Here is a 15,751-nt window from a genome sequence, read left to right as displayed (position 1 = left end):
TCAATGGTCAATGGACTATAAACTATTGACTCTGGACTATTGATATTACCTCATTAAAAGACCTGATCTTCTATGCTTCGCCACCATTCACCTAAATTCATTAAATCTTGGTGAATGTCTGCTAACTCATCAGCGTAGGTATCTTCAGAAATTGTATCTCGGCGCTCTTGTAATTTTTTCAGACGTAGTTGTACCAATAGCCACGGTTTGGAGATGCTATCTGTGGCTTCGAGATATTGTGCTAGTTGTGTGCTATCCATATATTTTTTGATTTTTATGTTTTTTTAGGCAAAAAGAATATTGACTGGCTTCACGGACTCCCTATTTTCAAGATAGTTCAGAGAGGCGATCGCTACTACCGTGTTGACAAAATTTTTAATTGAAGCAAAAACAGCCACGAATAGAGAGTCGTGACTGTTGATCATAATTTTTGGAGAGCAACTAAATATCTATACTTGAGAAATTTGGCAGATGTGAGCGATCGCTTTCTGCCTGATAGATATTATGCTTTAGCAAGATTTTCTGCAACGAAGTCCCAGTTGACTAACTGATCTAAGAAATTCTTGATGAATGCAGGACGAGCATTGCGGAAGTCGATGTAATAAGCATGTTCCCAAACGTCAAGGGTAAGCAATGCTTTTTTGCCGTGGGCTAAGGGGTTCTCAGCGTTAGGTGTTTTAATTACCTTAAGAGTACCACCATCATCAACTAACCAAGCCCAACCACTACCAAACTGAGTAGCAGCCGCATTCGAGAACTCTTCTTTGAATTTGTCGAAGCTACCAAAGTCTTTTTCAATTCTGCTTGCGAGTTCACCAGTGGGTGCGCCGCCACCACCTGGCTTCAAGCTATTCCAAAAAAAGGTGTGGTTCCAAACTTGAGCAGCATTGTTGAAAATACCTGCTTTGGAAGAATCTTTAAAGGAGATTTGAATAACTTCTTCTAGAGACTTATCAGCAAGTTCTGTATTTTCGGTTAGCTTGTTGAGGTTGTCGACATAAGCTTTATGATGCTTGCCATAGTGATACTCGAAGGTTTCAGCTTTCATGCCATACGGCTCTAGAGCATTAATGTCAAATGGTAAGGGGGGCTGTGTAAATGCCATTTTATGAAATCCTCTCTTTACTGTTTCCCGGCCTAAAGCTATTACCGAAGCTTAGAAAATTACAGGTTTTGTGTTTAGTCGTTTTGATGTCCTTGAATTAAGGAAACATAAAACTTAACATCGTCATTCTACTACCAAAGTGATGATGAAAACAAAAGACTTTTTTGATAAGTCAAATGCTGATGGCAGAAGAATTATAAATAAAAACAACTAATATTTGATCACCAAAGTATTTTAGCGATTAGCAATTAGTAGTGTTGGACTTAATTTATAATTTGTCACTGGCTTTTTGCAAGGGTTACAGCCATTTTAAATAAGGCGTTTATTTTCCCTGGTTATCCTAGCAGATTATTACCCCTTAAATCTTCTATCCTGCTTAATAAGTCAGAAAGATATTCCCCCTGTATGAGGGGGAATGAAAAGAGGTATGCTTTGGCAATGAACTTTGGTTTTTGCAGCCAGAGTTGATAATAACTTGTTAGCGAATTCTTAACCTTAAATACTTCTACCTTAAGGCATAGTCAACATAAATATTCTTAGTCAGTCTTCAGCTAGATGAATAAATTTTTTCAGTCTATAAAATGTTATCTACTAAGCTAATTTAATTAATTAAAAGTCTGATTTACAAGTGGTGGGTAGGTACTCAGTTACTCACCACTCAGAGGAAGAAAAACTAAAAGCGCATCTCTCTGATTACCATTGAGATAAGCGTTGATGGAAGTAATTAATGATTTGTGCAGCTACTTCAGATATATTCATACCATCAGTTTGGAGTTCCACTGCATCCGCAGCTTTTTGTAAGGGGGAAACTTTACGAGTACTATCTTTCCAATCGCGTTCGGCGATATCCCGTTCTAGTTGTTCTAGGCTAACTTCGGGTTGACCTTGTTTTTTGAAGTCTTGTTGACGACGACGAGCGCGTTCAGTTACTGATGCGGTTAAAAAGATTTTCACTTCAGCATCGGGGAAGACATGGCTACCAATGTCCCGGCCTTCGGCGACTAAACCACCTTTTTTACCCCAGTTTTGTTGCTGTTGAACTAAGGCCTGACGCACAGCACTTTGGGCGGCGATCGCAGATACTTTAGATGTTACCTCAACTGTGCGAATTTCTTGGGTAATATCGACATCATCAATCCAAACCCGCACAGGCGATTTTAAATCTGAACTGGGTGTTAGTTCAATGTTATGAGTATGAGCTAATTCGGCGATCGCACATTCATCATCCAGAGCAATGCCTTTTTGGACTACTAGCCAAGTCATCGCTCTGTACATAGCACCTGTATCTAAATAAACTAGCCCTAGTTCTGCTGCTACTTGGCGTGCTACCGTAGATTTTCCGGCTCCGGCTGGCCCATCAATAGCGATGATGGGTTGGCGATCGCGCAAGATGGTATTATCAATCAAACGTGTAGAACCAAGACGAGCTGCGATCGCCAGCATTCCTTCCTCCTCAATTGTTTCTAATGACATTAACGTAGTCGGTTCAACCAATTCAATATATTCCAAGAAAACAGTACTCACCTTAGCCACTTCTTGTTGTACCACTGCTATTAACTGATTGCTGTTACGCACACCAGATTTAAAAGCAGCTTCAGCTTTTTTTAATCCTCGATATAAAACTGCTGCTTGCTCTTTTTCTGTCGCACTCAAGTATTGATTGCGAGAACTAAAAGCTAAACCTGACGCTTCTCGGACTGTCGGACAACCAACAATTTCTACTGGCAAATTTAAATCAGCCACTAGTCGTTGAATAATCGCCAGTTGCTGACCATCTTTTTGACCAAAGTAGGCGCGGTCAGGCTGTACTAAGTTCAAAAGCTTCGTCACAATCGTTGCTACACCCTGAAAGTGACCTAGCCGAGAACGTCCACACAAACCTAGTATCATAGCAGATGGTGGGATGACCTGGGTCATCAAAGATTCTTGTATATTTTTCGCGGGTACTCCCATCACTTCCGGAGTAGGAGCAAAAATCGCGTCAACTCCCGCGTCTTTACATAATTTTTGGTCTTGCTCTAAAGTTCGCGGATAACGTGCATAATCTTCGTTAGGGCCAAATTGCAAGGGATTGACAAAAATACTGACAATCACCGTTGAGTTTTCTTGCCTTGCTCGTTTGATTAAGTTTAAATGACCTTGATGCAAACCCCCCATTGTCGGTACCAAACCGACGGCTGTCCGATCCCAACTGCTCATTTCATCTGCGACCAGATCTTCTGGTAATGTCAGTTGGCTTTGCGAGCGAAGTTTATTTAAATAGCAGCGTAAAGCTGCGACTGTTGTCAACAGGCGCACAAAATTCCCCTAGTTCTTCTAACCCTCCCCCGTTAGTTTATATCTGAAACTGGGGAAAAGATGCGAGAACTAGGGGAATATAGAAATTAGGTGAATTTGCAGGATGAAGGATAAGATTTGATATGGAAATTTAGCCTTGGTCATTAATTCGCGCCAAGCGCGTTGAGGGAAAACACTACGCCGAACAGCCTGGGAAATTTTAGATTTTGAATTTTAGATTGGTAACTTGACAAGTTTGCTCAAGTATCAAAATCCAAAATTGATTAACTTATCCTTTGAGAACGGCTATGCCGAACATCCTGCAAATTACCTAAAACTTATCGTCCCAACACCTCGATATGTACTGGCGCAACACCACTACCAATCATGCCGATAGTGCGGGCCGCAGCAGTAGATAAGTCGATGACTCGGCCACGGATATATGGGCCGCGGTCATTAATGCGTACTATGACAGAGCGACCATTACGGGTGTTGGTGACACGAACTTTTGTCCCAAAAGGCAAACTGCGATGTGCAGCAGTCATAGCTTCGGGATTAAATCTCTGGCCACTAGCAGTCATGCTGCCTGAGCCATCATAGCCATAAAAGGAAGCCATGCCTCTAAAGGTAAGTCTGATATTACCAACAGCAATTTGCTGCGGCAGTCTTGGTAATGACAATGGCGATCGCACTGGTAAGTTAGCAATGTTATCAATAGGAGATGCGTTACCAATGAGTCTGCGTAGGCGGTTGGTTGCTTGTAATGCGTCTTGTGCCAAGTTATTGGTGGTGTCTGCTAGGCGGGTATTTTCGTTGATTTCCACCAGTTCTTGGTCTTTGATTTTGATTGTATAGCGATCGCTAGGCTGTGCAGCAGAGCTTTTATCTTGGGGTTGATTAGCAGTTTTGCTCTCATCTTTCCAACTGACCGTAATCTGCTTGGCATCAACGTTGTCTTCAATCAGCTGGTTGATTTTAGCTGCTATCACACTAGCTCGTTGAACAGGGTCATTTTCTAATGAGCCGACTTGGTTTCCAGAATTTACTACATTGCCAGTACTTGCCACTTTAGTTGAGTTGGTAGCAACAAGGGCGTACGATTGCACGCCCCCTATTTCTCCTAGAACACCTTGTTTTGTCTCAACATTCGCAACTTGCTTAGAACTCACAAAAGTGAGTACTGGTATATTCCGGATGTATAGGGTTGCCGCTTGACGACCTCCAATACTGTGAGAATGAATGCTTGTAATCACAGCATCCGAGTTCTGTTTCTCTGTAGGGGATTGGTACTCACCTACTTTAACCACATCACCAGTTGATGATTTTTGGGAAACTGGATGAGTTTCCTTGGCGGTTTGAATTGTAGTTTGAGTGCGACCCATTGAGGGTATCCCGGTAAGAGTCACAAACAAGGCGACAGTAGTCCACAAATGTCTTTGGTTCATGCGTCCAATTTTCAAGCGACTGTAGAACAGTAGTTTTTTTGATTAACGGAATTTAATGCCATAAAAAAGCAAAAGATTTCCTTAAAATCGAACTCGTTCCGCTTTCACTTTGTTTTTCATAACTGCAACAGACTAACACGAACTTTTGAACTTGGGGATCAGGGTTTTAGCGTAATCAAACCTCAATTTCGCAAATTTAAATCCCGATCAAAACAGTGAAACCTTGTTCAAATGCGGATTTTAGGTGTGTAGCGTTTTTTTCGGCCACGAACATTTTTCTTATTAAAACTTTACATTGTTCTCAGATTAGATTTTGGCAAAATTTGCTCGACTTACCCGTTGATTTCAGTAAAAAATTTGTATGTTCTATAACATATAGTTTTTTGCAATTAGGGTTATAATTTTTAATTATATTAAAGGAAAAAAACTGTTGTCAATACGGAATTAGGCTATATTTATCTAGTTTTTATAATTAGCCAAAAGCCTTTTATAGTAAAGCTTATAGACAAAATATATTATTCGATTGGCAGCAGTAATTGATATTTAAAAAAAGATATGTAGTTTAACACTACAAGGAAATATACTTATTTATTTTTTATAAAAAGTAATTTTAAAAACCAGTAATATTCGCAATCAAGGGCGAAAAAATTGGGTGCTTTTGTAACTAATATTTTTTACAATTAAAAGAAAAATAAGAATGAGAAAATTAAAAAATACCAGTGGACGTATATTCATGAATTTAGCAGTGTAGCAAAAATTACAATCAAAACCGACTGCCCGAAATAATTAATCATCTATGATTTTCTCAAATAAACTATCAGCTTCATGGCAAAACAAGCAAATTCAGTAGATTTAGAAATAGTTTCATCATCATTGTTATCTGTTCTCCAAGATTTGCATTCTAAGTACAAGTCTTTGCAAGAGGGTGCAGTCGCAAACTATATTCCAGAATTAGCCAAGGTAAACCCGGATTTATTTAGCATTTGCATCGTGACTGTAGATGGTCAAGTTTACGAAGTTGGAGATTACCAGCAGCTATTTACTATCCAGTCCATGTCTAAAGTCTTTGCTTATGGACTAGCACTAGAAGATCATGGGCGAGATTATGTGTTGACAAGAGTGGGAGTAGAACCGACCGGAGAAGCATTCAACTCAATTATTTTAGATGAGCGATCGAAGCGACCATATAACCCAATGGTAAATGCTGGAGCGATCGCCACCACCAGCTTAATCAAAGGCGATGGTGCAACCGAACGCCTCAACCGCGTTTTAGAAATGTTTCGCCGCTACACTGGTCACGACGTATTTGTCGATATGTCTGTATTTACTTCCGAACGCAGCACCGGACACCGTAACCGCGCAATGGCTCACCTGATGCTGAACTTTGGCATGATCGACCAAAATATAGAAGAAGCATTAGATCTTTATTTCAAACAGTGTGCTGTGATAGTGAATTGTCACGACTTAGCTGTGATGGCGGCGACATTGGCGAACAAAGGAATTAACCCCATCACAGGTGAACGAGCTGTAGACCATCAATATATAAAGGATATTCTCAGCGTTATGTACACCTGTGGAATGTACAACTTTGCTGGCGAATGGGCGTATACAGTCGGTATTCCCGCTAAAAGTGGCGTTTGTGGCGGAATTTTCGCAGTTGTCCCCAATCAAATGGGTATAGGAGTATTTTCGCCGCCCTTAGATGCGCGAGGTAACAGCGTTCGCGGAGTCGAAGTGTGTCAAGCACTTTCCCAGCAGTTATGTCTACATCTATTTGAATGTGGCGGTAGCTCAAAAATAGAGAATAAGGAGTGAGTGGATTTTTTTGTCAGTTATTTAGAACTGCTATATGTCATTCCGCAAAACCTTGAATGGCTGATTATGACTTTCCCAGGTGCGAATATTGAAGTAGAGTTGTGTCTTGCAAAAGTAGACTGCTTCGTAAGCCAGTCGTAAACTACGCTCAAGAGCGTTTGGTTCAACATCAGCAGCTTTGTTAGTACCAAGCGCCTTACGTAAACCAAGCGACAGAATTTCTACTAAATCATGACCGCAGCAGACTTGCCAAGGGTCATGGTTGTTGTTTTTCTGACTAATTAACTGTTTTTGCAACTCTTCGTCTTTTAACGAGTATGCTTGAGATTTATTCTTAACCTCTTGAATCATTCGCAGTTCATTAATTTTTAGGGTTTGCTCATCAATGAACTTGCTAAATGTAATACCCTCAAAAGTCAGGTTTAATCCATCAGACTGAGATATCCACAGCAAATAACCTACTGAGATGCCAATTTCTAGCAATGTTAACCTGACATCTCGCTTAAACTGGGTAATTTTTTCTTCAGAACCAAACTCAGCCAGTACCTTGTCTAATGCTGGGGATTGAATCAGCAGTTCATAGAAAGTTTTATCAGAACTGCCTTCTACTAATAAAAAAGTACCTTTAAACGTATCTCGTAGTAATCTAACTTTGTTAGCAAATCGGTCAACTGAAAGAAACTCTCTCACTTTTCTAATCCTTTCAGTTCAACCGTCAAATCCCATCTGTCTTGAATAATATCTGGTGAATGTGTCGCCATTAATATATCCAAATCTGCAAGTTGTGTAATTTCTTGCAAGTCTTTTAAAAATTGCACTTGCCAACCTACATGAAGTGATAATTCTGGCTCATCAATTAATACTAAAGATTTAGGTTTAACCTTAAATAGAAGTTCGTATAACAGGACTAACTCATGTTGCTCACCTGATGATAAATCTGTTGGCGAAAGAGTTTTGGAATTAGTTAATGAGGAGTTATATAGTGTGGTGAAGATAAAACCTTTCTCTTTACTAAAGTTTATTTCTTTGTAAGAATAAGCAAATTTATTATTAATAATTTTCTTTAATAGTTCAATTTTGCTGGCGATTTCTGCAAAAACACTCAGTTTTTTCTCCATATCTTCAACATATACAGACAAAGCATTTTTAGTACTTTCATCTATATCTTGAGGCTGGATTTGAACTTCTGAATCTTCCTCTTTATCTAAAAGACCAACTTCTATTAACCGAGAACGAGTCGCTTCAAGTTCACTTAATTTATGACGTAATTGTTCATCTGTTAAATCTGTAGATGGCTGGTGCTTGACTACTCTGATTGGAAAAGTTCTGTCAAGAGATTGAGATATTGTGCCATATTCCTTAAATTTCTGCTGCATCAGTTGAGCAAGTTCATCAGAATAGGATGATACAGTTGATACCATTGAAGGCACTTCAGCAGACTTTTTAGAAGAAAGTTTAGGCACAAAATTAAGCAACCGTTGTGATTCTATAAGACGAATATGAATGTTTTCCTTCAAGTCTTCTAACCATTCAGGCTCTTCTCGTGCATTCAAATTTGAGAAATTTATAAAAGGAATGCCTTCTGAATTGTTTTTATAAAGAAGAATTGTTTCATTAGAAATATCAATTGTTTTTAAATAACTCCGTTGTATCCCAGAATCAATAACTCTCACTGAATATTCTCTCTCGGATGAAAGACTACTTGGCTCGACCGAAAAGGAATTTTTCTTTATATTTTTTTCTAATAAATTAAACATGATATTGCTTTCTTTTGATTCTTCTGCATATTCAGGATTTATGGCTATTTCAAGAACACTACTATTATTATCATCAAATTCAACTCTAAAATTAATAAATGGAATAGCTTTCAATTCTCGATATTCAGAATTGAAAAAATTATTCAAAATTCTCAATATCGCTGTTTTGCCAAAACCATTGGGGCCATGAATGATAGTGATTCGTTCATCCATATTTAATGGAATTACATGGTCAAAAATTCCAAATAAGCCATTGACGGAAATTTGCTTAATTCTCATAGTCATTGAGTCCTATAGCCATTGGCTTCATGACTTTGATTGTATCTTTTATATTCTTCTAGAATGTACAGAAGACACAAAAATGGATTTTCTAGCTGACATTCCTCTATGCTAAAGCAGCTAAAGATTACTTTGTGTCGTAAAGACTATTATGACTCTTTTGTAAACACAAATTTAATAACATACTATATGTCACAAGTACAGCAACTAGTACTAGGAACCTTGGTAAATCAAAGCTTAGAAACTTCTTTGTCACTTTTTGATCAAGTTAAAACCCTATCACAAGATTTTGCGACTCGTGCCGCAGTGCATGATAGAGATGGTTCATTTCCTTTTGAAAATTTTACGGCGCTGCATCAAGCGGGACTGTTGGGTTTAACTATTCCCCGTGATTTGGGTGGACAGGATTTAGGGCTGACTAGTATTTGTCAAGTGATTGAAGGGATAGCCAGTGGTGATGCTTCTACGGCTTTAGTTTTGAATATGCACTATTTACAACACGCTAAAGCTAATCGTAATCGTTCCTGGCATCCTGAAGTGTACCAGAAAGTTTGTCGGGAAGCGATCGCTGACCTCGCCTTAATCAACGCCGCCCGTGTAGAACCAGAGTTGGGTACACCAGCCAGAGGCGGTTTACCAGCGACAACCGCCCAAAAAACATTAGAAGGTTGGCGCTTGACAGGGCATAAGCAATACACAACAGGTAGTCCAATTCTGCGCTACTTTGTGGTTTGGGCGAAAACAACCGAAGATGAACCCCAAGTAGGGAATTTTTTAGTTCCCCGTGACTTACCTGGGGTACAAATTGTCGAAACTTGGGATCATTTGGGAATGAGAGCGACTGGGAGTCATGATTTAATCTTAGAGAATGTCTTAATTCCCCATGAATATGCTTTAGATATTCGTCCTGTCTCTGTTAAATCACCACCAGATCCCATAACAGTGGTATGGAACAGCTTGACATTGAGCGCATTGTATTTGGGAGTTGCCACAGCTGCGCGAGACTGGTTAATAGAATATCTTGGCGATCGCACTCCGTCAAATTTGGGAACACCATTAGCCAGTTTGTCACGCTTTCAAACAGCGGTAGGTGAAATCGAAGCACTGCTATATGCTAACCGCACATTAATTTATAACTTGGCACAAGAACTTGACAAAGGCGAGTCTGCACCTAATGTAGAATTACAAGCACAAGCTGTAAAATATCTCAGCACAACCAACTCAATCCGTGCTGTAGAAATTGGTTTGCAACTTATTGGTAATCCAGGATTAACCAGAAAGAATCCTTTAGAGCGACACTATCGTGACGTTTTATGCAGCCGTATTCACACACCACAAAATGATGTGATTTGTCAATCTTTAGGAAAAGCAGCACTCAATAAAAGTGCTGTTAGCGATAGCGGGGCGTTTAGCCCGCGCTGAGTTGAAAGTGCTGAATATAAACATAGTTTTACTCAGGTTTTTAGCAATTAACAATGTTCATTACTATACTTCTACTGCTGTAAATAAAACCTCTCTTAAATTTTTTAAGAGAGGTTACGGTTGGAGTTTTATGAAAGAATCGGCGAGTGAGAGTGATCTACATGGAATTTAAAAGTCAGAATATTACTGCTAAACTCTTCAATGACTAAACTATTCCTGGGCCTCTACCGCGTTCGTCACCTTGTTCTGTTAATTCGCCTTCCTTATCTTCTTTGACTTCTTGAAGTTCCTCTACGCGTTGTGCGGTATCTTCTGCAACTTCTTGACGCGCATCACCGGGAACCTCATAGTACATTTCTGGTTCAATTGCGTAGTTATTTAACAAACCTTCTTTATCTACAGTGTAACCGTCTGTAGTGTGGATGCTTTCGGCATCGGTTTGGTCGTCAGTAGGCGCATCTGCTTCTCTTTCTTCTGTGGGTAATGTTTTATATAATTCTCCCTCTCTTTTTTTACGAGCAGCAGTTTCAGCAGGAACAATCCCTCTGTCATACGTATCTACTTCTGCTCTTTCAGATGAATCTACTGCTTTTTTAAATTTTTCATTAGCCATAAATCATGTCCTCGAATTTAAAGAAAAGTATTTTGTTCAATAGCTTCGAGAACTAGAGTAGGATGTTGAAGATAGTATATCTACTATCTTGAGAAGAGATTTCTAGCAAAAAAACTAAATTAATTCTATGTCTTGAGATGTATTTCATCCCAATCCTCTAAAATTCAACAAAAAATATAGCCGCAAGTAGATACATCTGGACAGTAATGGATGCAATGGTAAATCTGGTATTGGTCAATTGATAGTTATTTACTGTTCTGTTTCCCTTTTTTTACTATGTTCTCGTAACTGCTGCAATAACTTTTCTTGGGACGAATTCAAAGTTACGTAATCAGTAGTTTGAGACTGTTTATCTACACCTTTCACAACAGTAGTTGCTGGATTAATTACACCTGTTGGTTCGCTAGTGACTGGTGTAGGAAAAACGATATTTTGTTTGATAGCTGCTACTTTCATAGCATCTAAAGTTGCGGCAAACTGGACTTGCTGCTGCATTTGTTGTGTAGAAGAAACTAAGCCACTTAAACCGTTGACCAATTGAAGAAGATTTTTTCTAAAAGTTGGATCACCTGTCAACTCATCTAAATCAGATGTAATTTTTTGGGTATTTTCAAAAGTGACTCTAGCTGAGTCTAAAGTTTGTTGTAGTAGTAAAGCATTTTTGGGGTCATTTAAAGTTTTTGTGGCATCGCGTAAATTAGCAGAAGCTTGGGCTGCATTAGCTGAAAGTGCTTCTAAATTTTTAATCACTTCCCCTTGAGTTAAGCGATTAAGTGATGGTGATAAATTGGTGACAGTAGTGCGTAATTGATTGCTGGTTTCGGTAATATTATTCAGAGCGCCAACTAAGGATGAACGATTAGTAGTTACCAAATCATCTAAGTTAGTCAGCAAACGATTGGCCTTATTCGCTGTTAGTCCAAATTCCTTGGCTGTTGCACCAAATTGATTAGCAGTTACACTTAACTGATTTGCTGTTTTAGTGGTAGATGCAGTGAGTTCATTTGTGGCGCGTTGTACAGAATTAGCTGTTGCACCAAATGTACTTAGCTGTCCTTGAAAGCCTTTCGTTAAACCTCTCGCATCTTGACTGAGGGCTGCAACGCTGGTAGCGGCGGCGGCAGAACTTTCTAAAAGTCGGTTAACTCTTTGATAAAATTTTGGATCGTTGTACAAGGTAGCTAATTCAGTGCTACTGCGAATCAGGTCATCAACACTAATACCAATTTGACCTTTTAAACGAGAACCATTACAAACAATTAAGTTGGGATTACAGCCTTTTTCTAAAGGTTTAGCCTTCACCTCAGATGTAAGTGATGTTCTTGGTGTAATGTCGATAATACTTTCACTAATCAATCCACTTTGGTTAGCATCAATGCTGACATCATTGGGAATTATTAGATCAGCTGGAGCAATTTCTACTTCTACATCAATAGCATTTGACTTTGGACGAATATCTGAAATTTTGCCGACTTTTACACCACGATAACGGACTGATGCACCTCTTTGCATTCCCCCGGCGTTGGCAAATTCGACAACAAATTTATACGAGCTACGTGCGGCACTAACTCCATTCAACCACAGAATAATCACCCCGAAGGAACCCAGTCCTAGCAAGAGCAATAAACCCACTGAACCTTCTCTCAGCGTTCGTCTAGAAGTGAAGCGGTTTGTGATAAATTCTCGCATTTGTTCCTCCAACCACCTAACCAACAACCTGAATCGGCCCTTGCACGCTCCCACTCACAAATTGTCTAATTAATGGGTGGTCGGTGCTATCCATGTCATTAACTGTACCTTGCCACTGCACTCTACCTTGGTAGAGAAACACTAGTCTATCAGCTGTCCGGCGAATCGTACTATCTTGGTGGGTAACAATGGCATAAGTGCTACAAACTCCGTGCATACTTTGTAAATCACGAATCAAGTCTTCAATTACTGTTGAAGCAATGGGATCTAGTCCGGCTGTGGGTTCATCGTAAAGTAAAACTTCTGGCCCTTCTTTGGGATTTTCGGGGTTTGACATAATCGCACGGGCAAAACTCACCCGTTTCCGCATCCCGCCAGAAAGTTCCGAAGGGTAGAGATGACTGATTCCTGCTAAACCAACCATTTCTAGTTTTTCTTTGACTAGTTCTTGAATTTGCGATCGCGGTAACTTGGAATTTTGATACAGTAAAAATCCCACGTTCTCGTCCACATTCAACGAATCAAATAACGCCGCTTGTTGAAATACCATCCCAATCCCAATTGGGTCAGCACTATCTTCTATCAACCCTTCGCGCCGGACTCCTTGTACATATATTTCACCCTCATCAGGGTTAGTCAATCCTGCTATCACTCTTAAAATTGTCGATTTACCAGTACCGGAAGGGCCGATAATTCCCAGTGCTTCGCCTCGGTAAATTGTCAAATCTACATTATCTAAAACCTTATTGTTACCAAAGGACTTAGAAACGCCTTTCAGTTCAATTAGTGGTTCAGTCATTAGTCAAAAGTCAATGCTCAAGGGTCAATGGTCAGAAGTCAATAGTCAATAGTCATTAGTCAAAAGTGATTAATATTTAGACAAATGACAATGGACAAAGGACAAATGACAAACAACGATGTCATAGTTATCGGTAGCGGTATTGGTGGTTTATGTGCTGCGGCGTTGCTTGCGCGGTATGGCAAGCGGGTAATTGTCTGTGAAAGCCATACAATTGCCGGTGGTGCAGCCCATAGCTTTAAACGACGAGGATTTGAATTTGATTCTGGCCCCTCTTTTTATTGTGGACTCTCAGGAACCCATAGTTTGAACCCGGTAAAACAAATTCTGGATGTTCTAGGGGAATCCCTTCAAGTTATACCTTATGATCCTTTAGGACACTACCATTTTCCTGAAGCTAGTATTGCAATTTACAGCAAATTTCAAAGATTGCATCAGGAGTTACAAACAATTACACCCCAAGGTGCAGCAGAGTTTCAGAATTTTGCCGCCCGGTTGTTAGGCTTGTATGAGGGGATGAAAGATATACCTACTTTGGCTTTACGGGCTGATTGGCAGGTAATTTTTGTATTACTGAATTATGCGCGATCGCTAGGTAAAATGTTACCTTATTTGCCTTTGGTACAGTCTTCTGTCGGCACTGTCATGGATTCCACTGTCAAAGACCCTTGGGTACGCAGACTCATCGATGTAGAATGCTTTTTGCTGTCTGGCTTAAAGGCACATGGCACAATTGCCCCAGAAGTCGCTTTTATGTTAGGTGAACGTGGGCGTGGCGTAGAGTATCCGGTTGGGGGTAGTGCGGCAATTGTCAATGCTTTGGTACGTGGGTTAGAACGTTGGGGTGGCAAGTTACGCTTAGGCTGTCACGTTGAGCAAATTCTCGTGGAGTCGGGGAAAGCTGTAGGTGTGCGGTTAAAAAACGGGGAAATTCTGTCAGCACCAATTGTGATTTCCAACGCCACAATTTGGGATACTTACAATCAACTACTGCGTCCTGACGATTTACCAGCGACTTATCGCCAAACTGCCTTGAATACACCCGCAGTTGATAGTTTTATCCATTTGCACTTAGGTATTCGTGCCGAGGGACTAGAAAATCTAACAGGACATCATGTTGTAGTTCACAACTCTGCCCAAGATATTACCACCCCTGGTAATACTTGCATGATTTCCATTCCCAGTGTTTGGGATGCAACTCTCGCACCAGAAGGGCATCATGTAGTTCATGCTTACACCCTGGAACCGTTTGCTGGCTGGGAACGAAATGAGGGTTATGAAGCCAAGAAACAAGAGAAAGCCCAAACTTTATATCGTGCCTTAGAGCGAATTATCCCCGATATTCGAGAACGCGTAGTGTTGGAACTTATCGGTACACCGCTAACTCACGCCCATTATTTACGAAGATATCAGGGAACCTATGGCCCGGCGATCGCTGCGGGTAAAGGGATGTTTCCGAGTACACACACGCCAATTTCTGGTTTATATCGTGTCGGTGATAGCACTATGCCTGGAATTGGTGTGCCAGCAGTTGCCGCTTCTGGTATTTTATGTGCAAATAGTTTGGTGGAGCGATCGCAAACAGCAGAATTATTAAAAAATTTAGGCGTTGATTAGAATAAGTACTTTTCGATAGAACTGCTATAAAAGTATTTTTTTACATAAAAATACTTACGCATAAAGTTAAAAATGCTAGGGCAATTAATTGAAGTTGCATCAAAGCTATTTGAATTTAGTGATCGTTTGAACCAAACCGAAGATAAAAAACGCCAAAATATAGAAAATTACTTTCGTAATATTGAACAGGTGAAAATTTTTTCAAAACAGCGATCGCAACTATTTCACTAATAAGTATGTGTGTTTTAGCACATAGCTTGATTAAACATGAAAGAGAGATCGCCCACTCCGCCGACTCTTGAAAATCATTACACATAATCGCTAAACTCTGTCAACATACAGAAGCAAGGCTACGAAAACGCTCTGCCTCTGTTAACATTTTTTATAATTTCCTACTTGTGGGAAAAATAGAGAACAGCGATCGCCTTAACATCATGGAGGAGTGAAATGGGACTGAGCGACAAACTTTTAAACTCAGACAAAAGAGCAATGGTTATTGATGACTGTTGCAAATTGTTAGAAACACAACTCACTTCTAAGTCAGGTATTAGCGGTATTGGACTCAAAGCTGCTTATGCAGCATTGAAAGGAGTTAAGCCAGGATATATCGCCTACGCCGTTGAGCAACTTTTACCAGAATGCTTTACAGCACTTGATCCTATGTGGAATGAAGGCGTACAAAATGGTGATCCAATAGCGCACCTTGCTACAAATAAATCTCGCACAGCAGACGCACTATTGAGCATTACTGATGCCAGAGCGAAGAAGGTATCACGGCCAATTGTGCGGGGAACTTATGAAAAACTGAGAGGTTCAGTTAAACCCTATATAGAAGAGGCTGTACCCGATTTTGCACAGGTAATTAATAAGTACGCTTAATCTGAGTGCTGAGTAAAGAATCGGCTATTTAAAAATAGGGAAGGATGGGGTGTA

14 protein-coding genes are annotated in these 15,751 nt (G+C 40.0%); 5 read left to right on the top strand and 9 right to left on the bottom strand.

What is annotated here, in order from left to right; all coding sequences use genetic code 11:
• Positions 1 to 53: 53 nt before the first annotated feature.
• The 4 genes from AC504W_RS22300 to AC504W_RS22285 form a co-directional block, all read right to left on the bottom strand.
• A complete protein-coding gene (locus AC504W_RS22300; protein ID WP_494874401.1) occupies positions 54 to 260 on the bottom strand; it encodes a hypothetical protein in 207 nt (68 codons plus the stop codon).
• Positions 261 to 502: 242 nt separating this feature from the next.
• Positions 503 to 1,105, bottom strand: a complete 603-nt coding sequence (sodB, locus tag AC504W_RS22295; RefSeq protein WP_494874399.1) for a superoxide dismutase [Fe] — start codon at positions 1,103 to 1,105, stop codon at positions 503 to 505.
• 693 nt (positions 1,106 to 1,798) lie between these two features.
• Positions 1,799 to 3,403, bottom strand: a complete 1,605-nt coding sequence (locus tag AC504W_RS22290) for a bifunctional pantoate--beta-alanine ligase/(d)CMP kinase (protein ID WP_494874397.1) — start codon at positions 3,401 to 3,403, stop codon at positions 1,799 to 1,801.
• A gap of 317 nt (positions 3,404 to 3,720) precedes the next feature.
• On the bottom strand, positions 3,721 to 4,827 hold the full coding sequence (locus AC504W_RS22285; RefSeq protein WP_494874395.1) for a septal ring lytic transglycosylase RlpA family protein: 1,107 nt from the start codon (positions 4,825 to 4,827) through the stop codon (positions 3,721 to 3,723).
• Between the two features lie 825 nt (positions 4,828 to 5,652).
• Here AC504W_RS22285 and glsA point away from each other — a divergent pair.
• On the top strand, positions 5,653 to 6,642 hold the full coding sequence (gene glsA / locus AC504W_RS22280; RefSeq protein WP_494874394.1) for a glutaminase A: 990 nt from the start codon (positions 5,653 to 5,655) through the stop codon (positions 6,640 to 6,642).
• A 30-nt stretch (positions 6,643 to 6,672) separates the two neighbouring features.
• Here the strand turns inward: glsA and AC504W_RS22275 are convergent, their stop codons facing one another.
• Positions 6,673 to 7,332 carry a DUF4435 domain-containing protein gene (locus AC504W_RS22275; RefSeq protein ID WP_494874392.1) on the bottom strand — a complete coding sequence of 220 codons (660 nt, stop codon included), beginning with the start codon at positions 7,330 to 7,332 and terminating at the stop codon, positions 6,673 to 6,675.
• A complete protein-coding gene (locus AC504W_RS22270) occupies positions 7,329 to 8,678 on the bottom strand; it encodes an AAA family ATPase (protein WP_494874391.1) in 1,350 nt (449 codons plus the stop codon). The genes AC504W_RS22275 and AC504W_RS22270 overlap by 4 nt, the downstream gene beginning before the upstream one ends.
• A 189-nt stretch (positions 8,679 to 8,867) precedes the next feature.
• Here AC504W_RS22270 and AC504W_RS22265 point away from each other — a divergent pair, with 189 nt between their 5' ends.
• A complete protein-coding gene (locus AC504W_RS22265; protein WP_494874389.1) occupies positions 8,868 to 10,100 on the top strand; it encodes an acyl-CoA dehydrogenase family protein in 1,233 nt (410 codons plus the stop codon).
• A 205-nt stretch (positions 10,101 to 10,305) separates the two neighbouring features.
• On the opposite strand, the gene AC504W_RS22260 is transcribed toward AC504W_RS22265, so the two are convergent.
• From AC504W_RS22260 to AC504W_RS22250, 3 genes are all read right to left on the bottom strand, one after another.
• Positions 10,306 to 10,713: a hypothetical protein gene (locus AC504W_RS22260; RefSeq protein WP_494874388.1), complete on the bottom strand. Its 408-nt coding sequence runs from the start codon at positions 10,711 to 10,713 to the stop codon at positions 10,306 to 10,308.
• 249 nt (positions 10,714 to 10,962) lie between these two features.
• On the bottom strand, positions 10,963 to 12,402 hold the full coding sequence (locus tag AC504W_RS22255) for an MlaD family protein (RefSeq protein WP_494874386.1): 1,440 nt from the start codon (positions 12,400 to 12,402) through the stop codon (positions 10,963 to 10,965).
• A gap of 16 nt (positions 12,403 to 12,418) precedes the next feature.
• The gene (locus tag AC504W_RS22250; protein ID WP_494874384.1) at positions 12,419 to 13,201 is read right to left on the bottom strand and encodes an ABC transporter ATP-binding protein; all 783 of its coding nucleotides are present in this window, start codon (positions 13,199 to 13,201) and stop codon (positions 12,419 to 12,421) included.
• Positions 13,202 to 13,306: 105 nt separating this feature from the next.
• Between AC504W_RS22250 and AC504W_RS22245 the strand changes: the two genes are divergently transcribed.
• From AC504W_RS22245 to AC504W_RS22235, 3 genes are all read left to right on the top strand, one after another.
• Entirely contained in the window at positions 13,307 to 14,818 is a 1,512-nt protein-coding gene (locus AC504W_RS22245) for a phytoene desaturase family protein (protein ID WP_494874383.1), read from the top strand.
• Positions 14,819 to 14,890: 72 nt separating this feature from the next.
• A complete protein-coding gene (locus AC504W_RS22240; protein WP_494874382.1) occupies positions 14,891 to 15,049 on the top strand; it encodes a hypothetical protein in 159 nt (52 codons plus the stop codon).
• Positions 15,050 to 15,265: 216 nt separating this feature from the next.
• A complete protein-coding gene (locus AC504W_RS22235) occupies positions 15,266 to 15,697 on the top strand; it encodes a DUF6918 family protein (protein WP_494874381.1) in 432 nt (143 codons plus the stop codon).
• Positions 15,698 to 15,751 lie beyond the last annotated feature (54 nt).

The sequence above is a fragment of the Nostoc sp. C96 genome (assembly GCF_059384975.1).
Note: the sequence above shows the minus strand (reverse complement) of the source record. Positions and strands in the feature narration are given on the sequence as shown.

Bases quoted from the DNA above. Each gene is read 5' to 3' on its own strand.
- AC504W_RS22255 (WP_494874386.1), bottom strand. From the start codon at position 12,402: ATGCGAGAATTTATCACAAACCGCTTCACTTCTAGACGAACGCTGAGA.
- AC504W_RS22300 (WP_494874401.1), bottom strand. From the start codon at position 260: ATGGATAGCACACAACTAGCACAATATCTCGAAGCCACAGATAGCATC.
- AC504W_RS22270 (WP_494874391.1), bottom strand. From the start codon at position 8,678: ATGAGAATTAAGCAAATTTCCGTCAATGGCTTATTTGGAATTTTTGAC.
- AC504W_RS22260 (WP_494874388.1), bottom strand. From the start codon at position 10,713: ATGGCTAATGAAAAATTTAAAAAAGCAGTAGATTCATCTGAAAGAGCA.
- AC504W_RS22285 (WP_494874395.1), bottom strand. From the start codon at position 4,827: ATGAACCAAAGACATTTGTGGACTACTGTCGCCTTGTTTGTGACTCTT.
- AC504W_RS22235 (WP_494874381.1), top strand. From the start codon at position 15,266: ATGGGACTGAGCGACAAACTTTTAAACTCAGACAAAAGAGCAATGGTT.
- glsA (WP_494874394.1), top strand. From the start codon at position 5,653: ATGGCAAAACAAGCAAATTCAGTAGATTTAGAAATAGTTTCATCATCA.
- AC504W_RS22250 (WP_494874384.1), bottom strand. From the start codon at position 13,201: ATGACTGAACCACTAATTGAACTGAAAGGCGTTTCTAAGTCCTTTGGT.
- sodB (WP_494874399.1), bottom strand. From the start codon at position 1,105: ATGGCATTTACACAGCCCCCCTTACCATTTGACATTAATGCTCTAGAG.
- AC504W_RS22265 (WP_494874389.1), top strand. From the start codon at position 8,868: ATGTCACAAGTACAGCAACTAGTACTAGGAACCTTGGTAAATCAAAGC.
- AC504W_RS22245 (WP_494874383.1), top strand. From the start codon at position 13,307: ATGACAAACAACGATGTCATAGTTATCGGTAGCGGTATTGGTGGTTTA.
- AC504W_RS22240 (WP_494874382.1), top strand. From the start codon at position 14,891: ATGCTAGGGCAATTAATTGAAGTTGCATCAAAGCTATTTGAATTTAGT.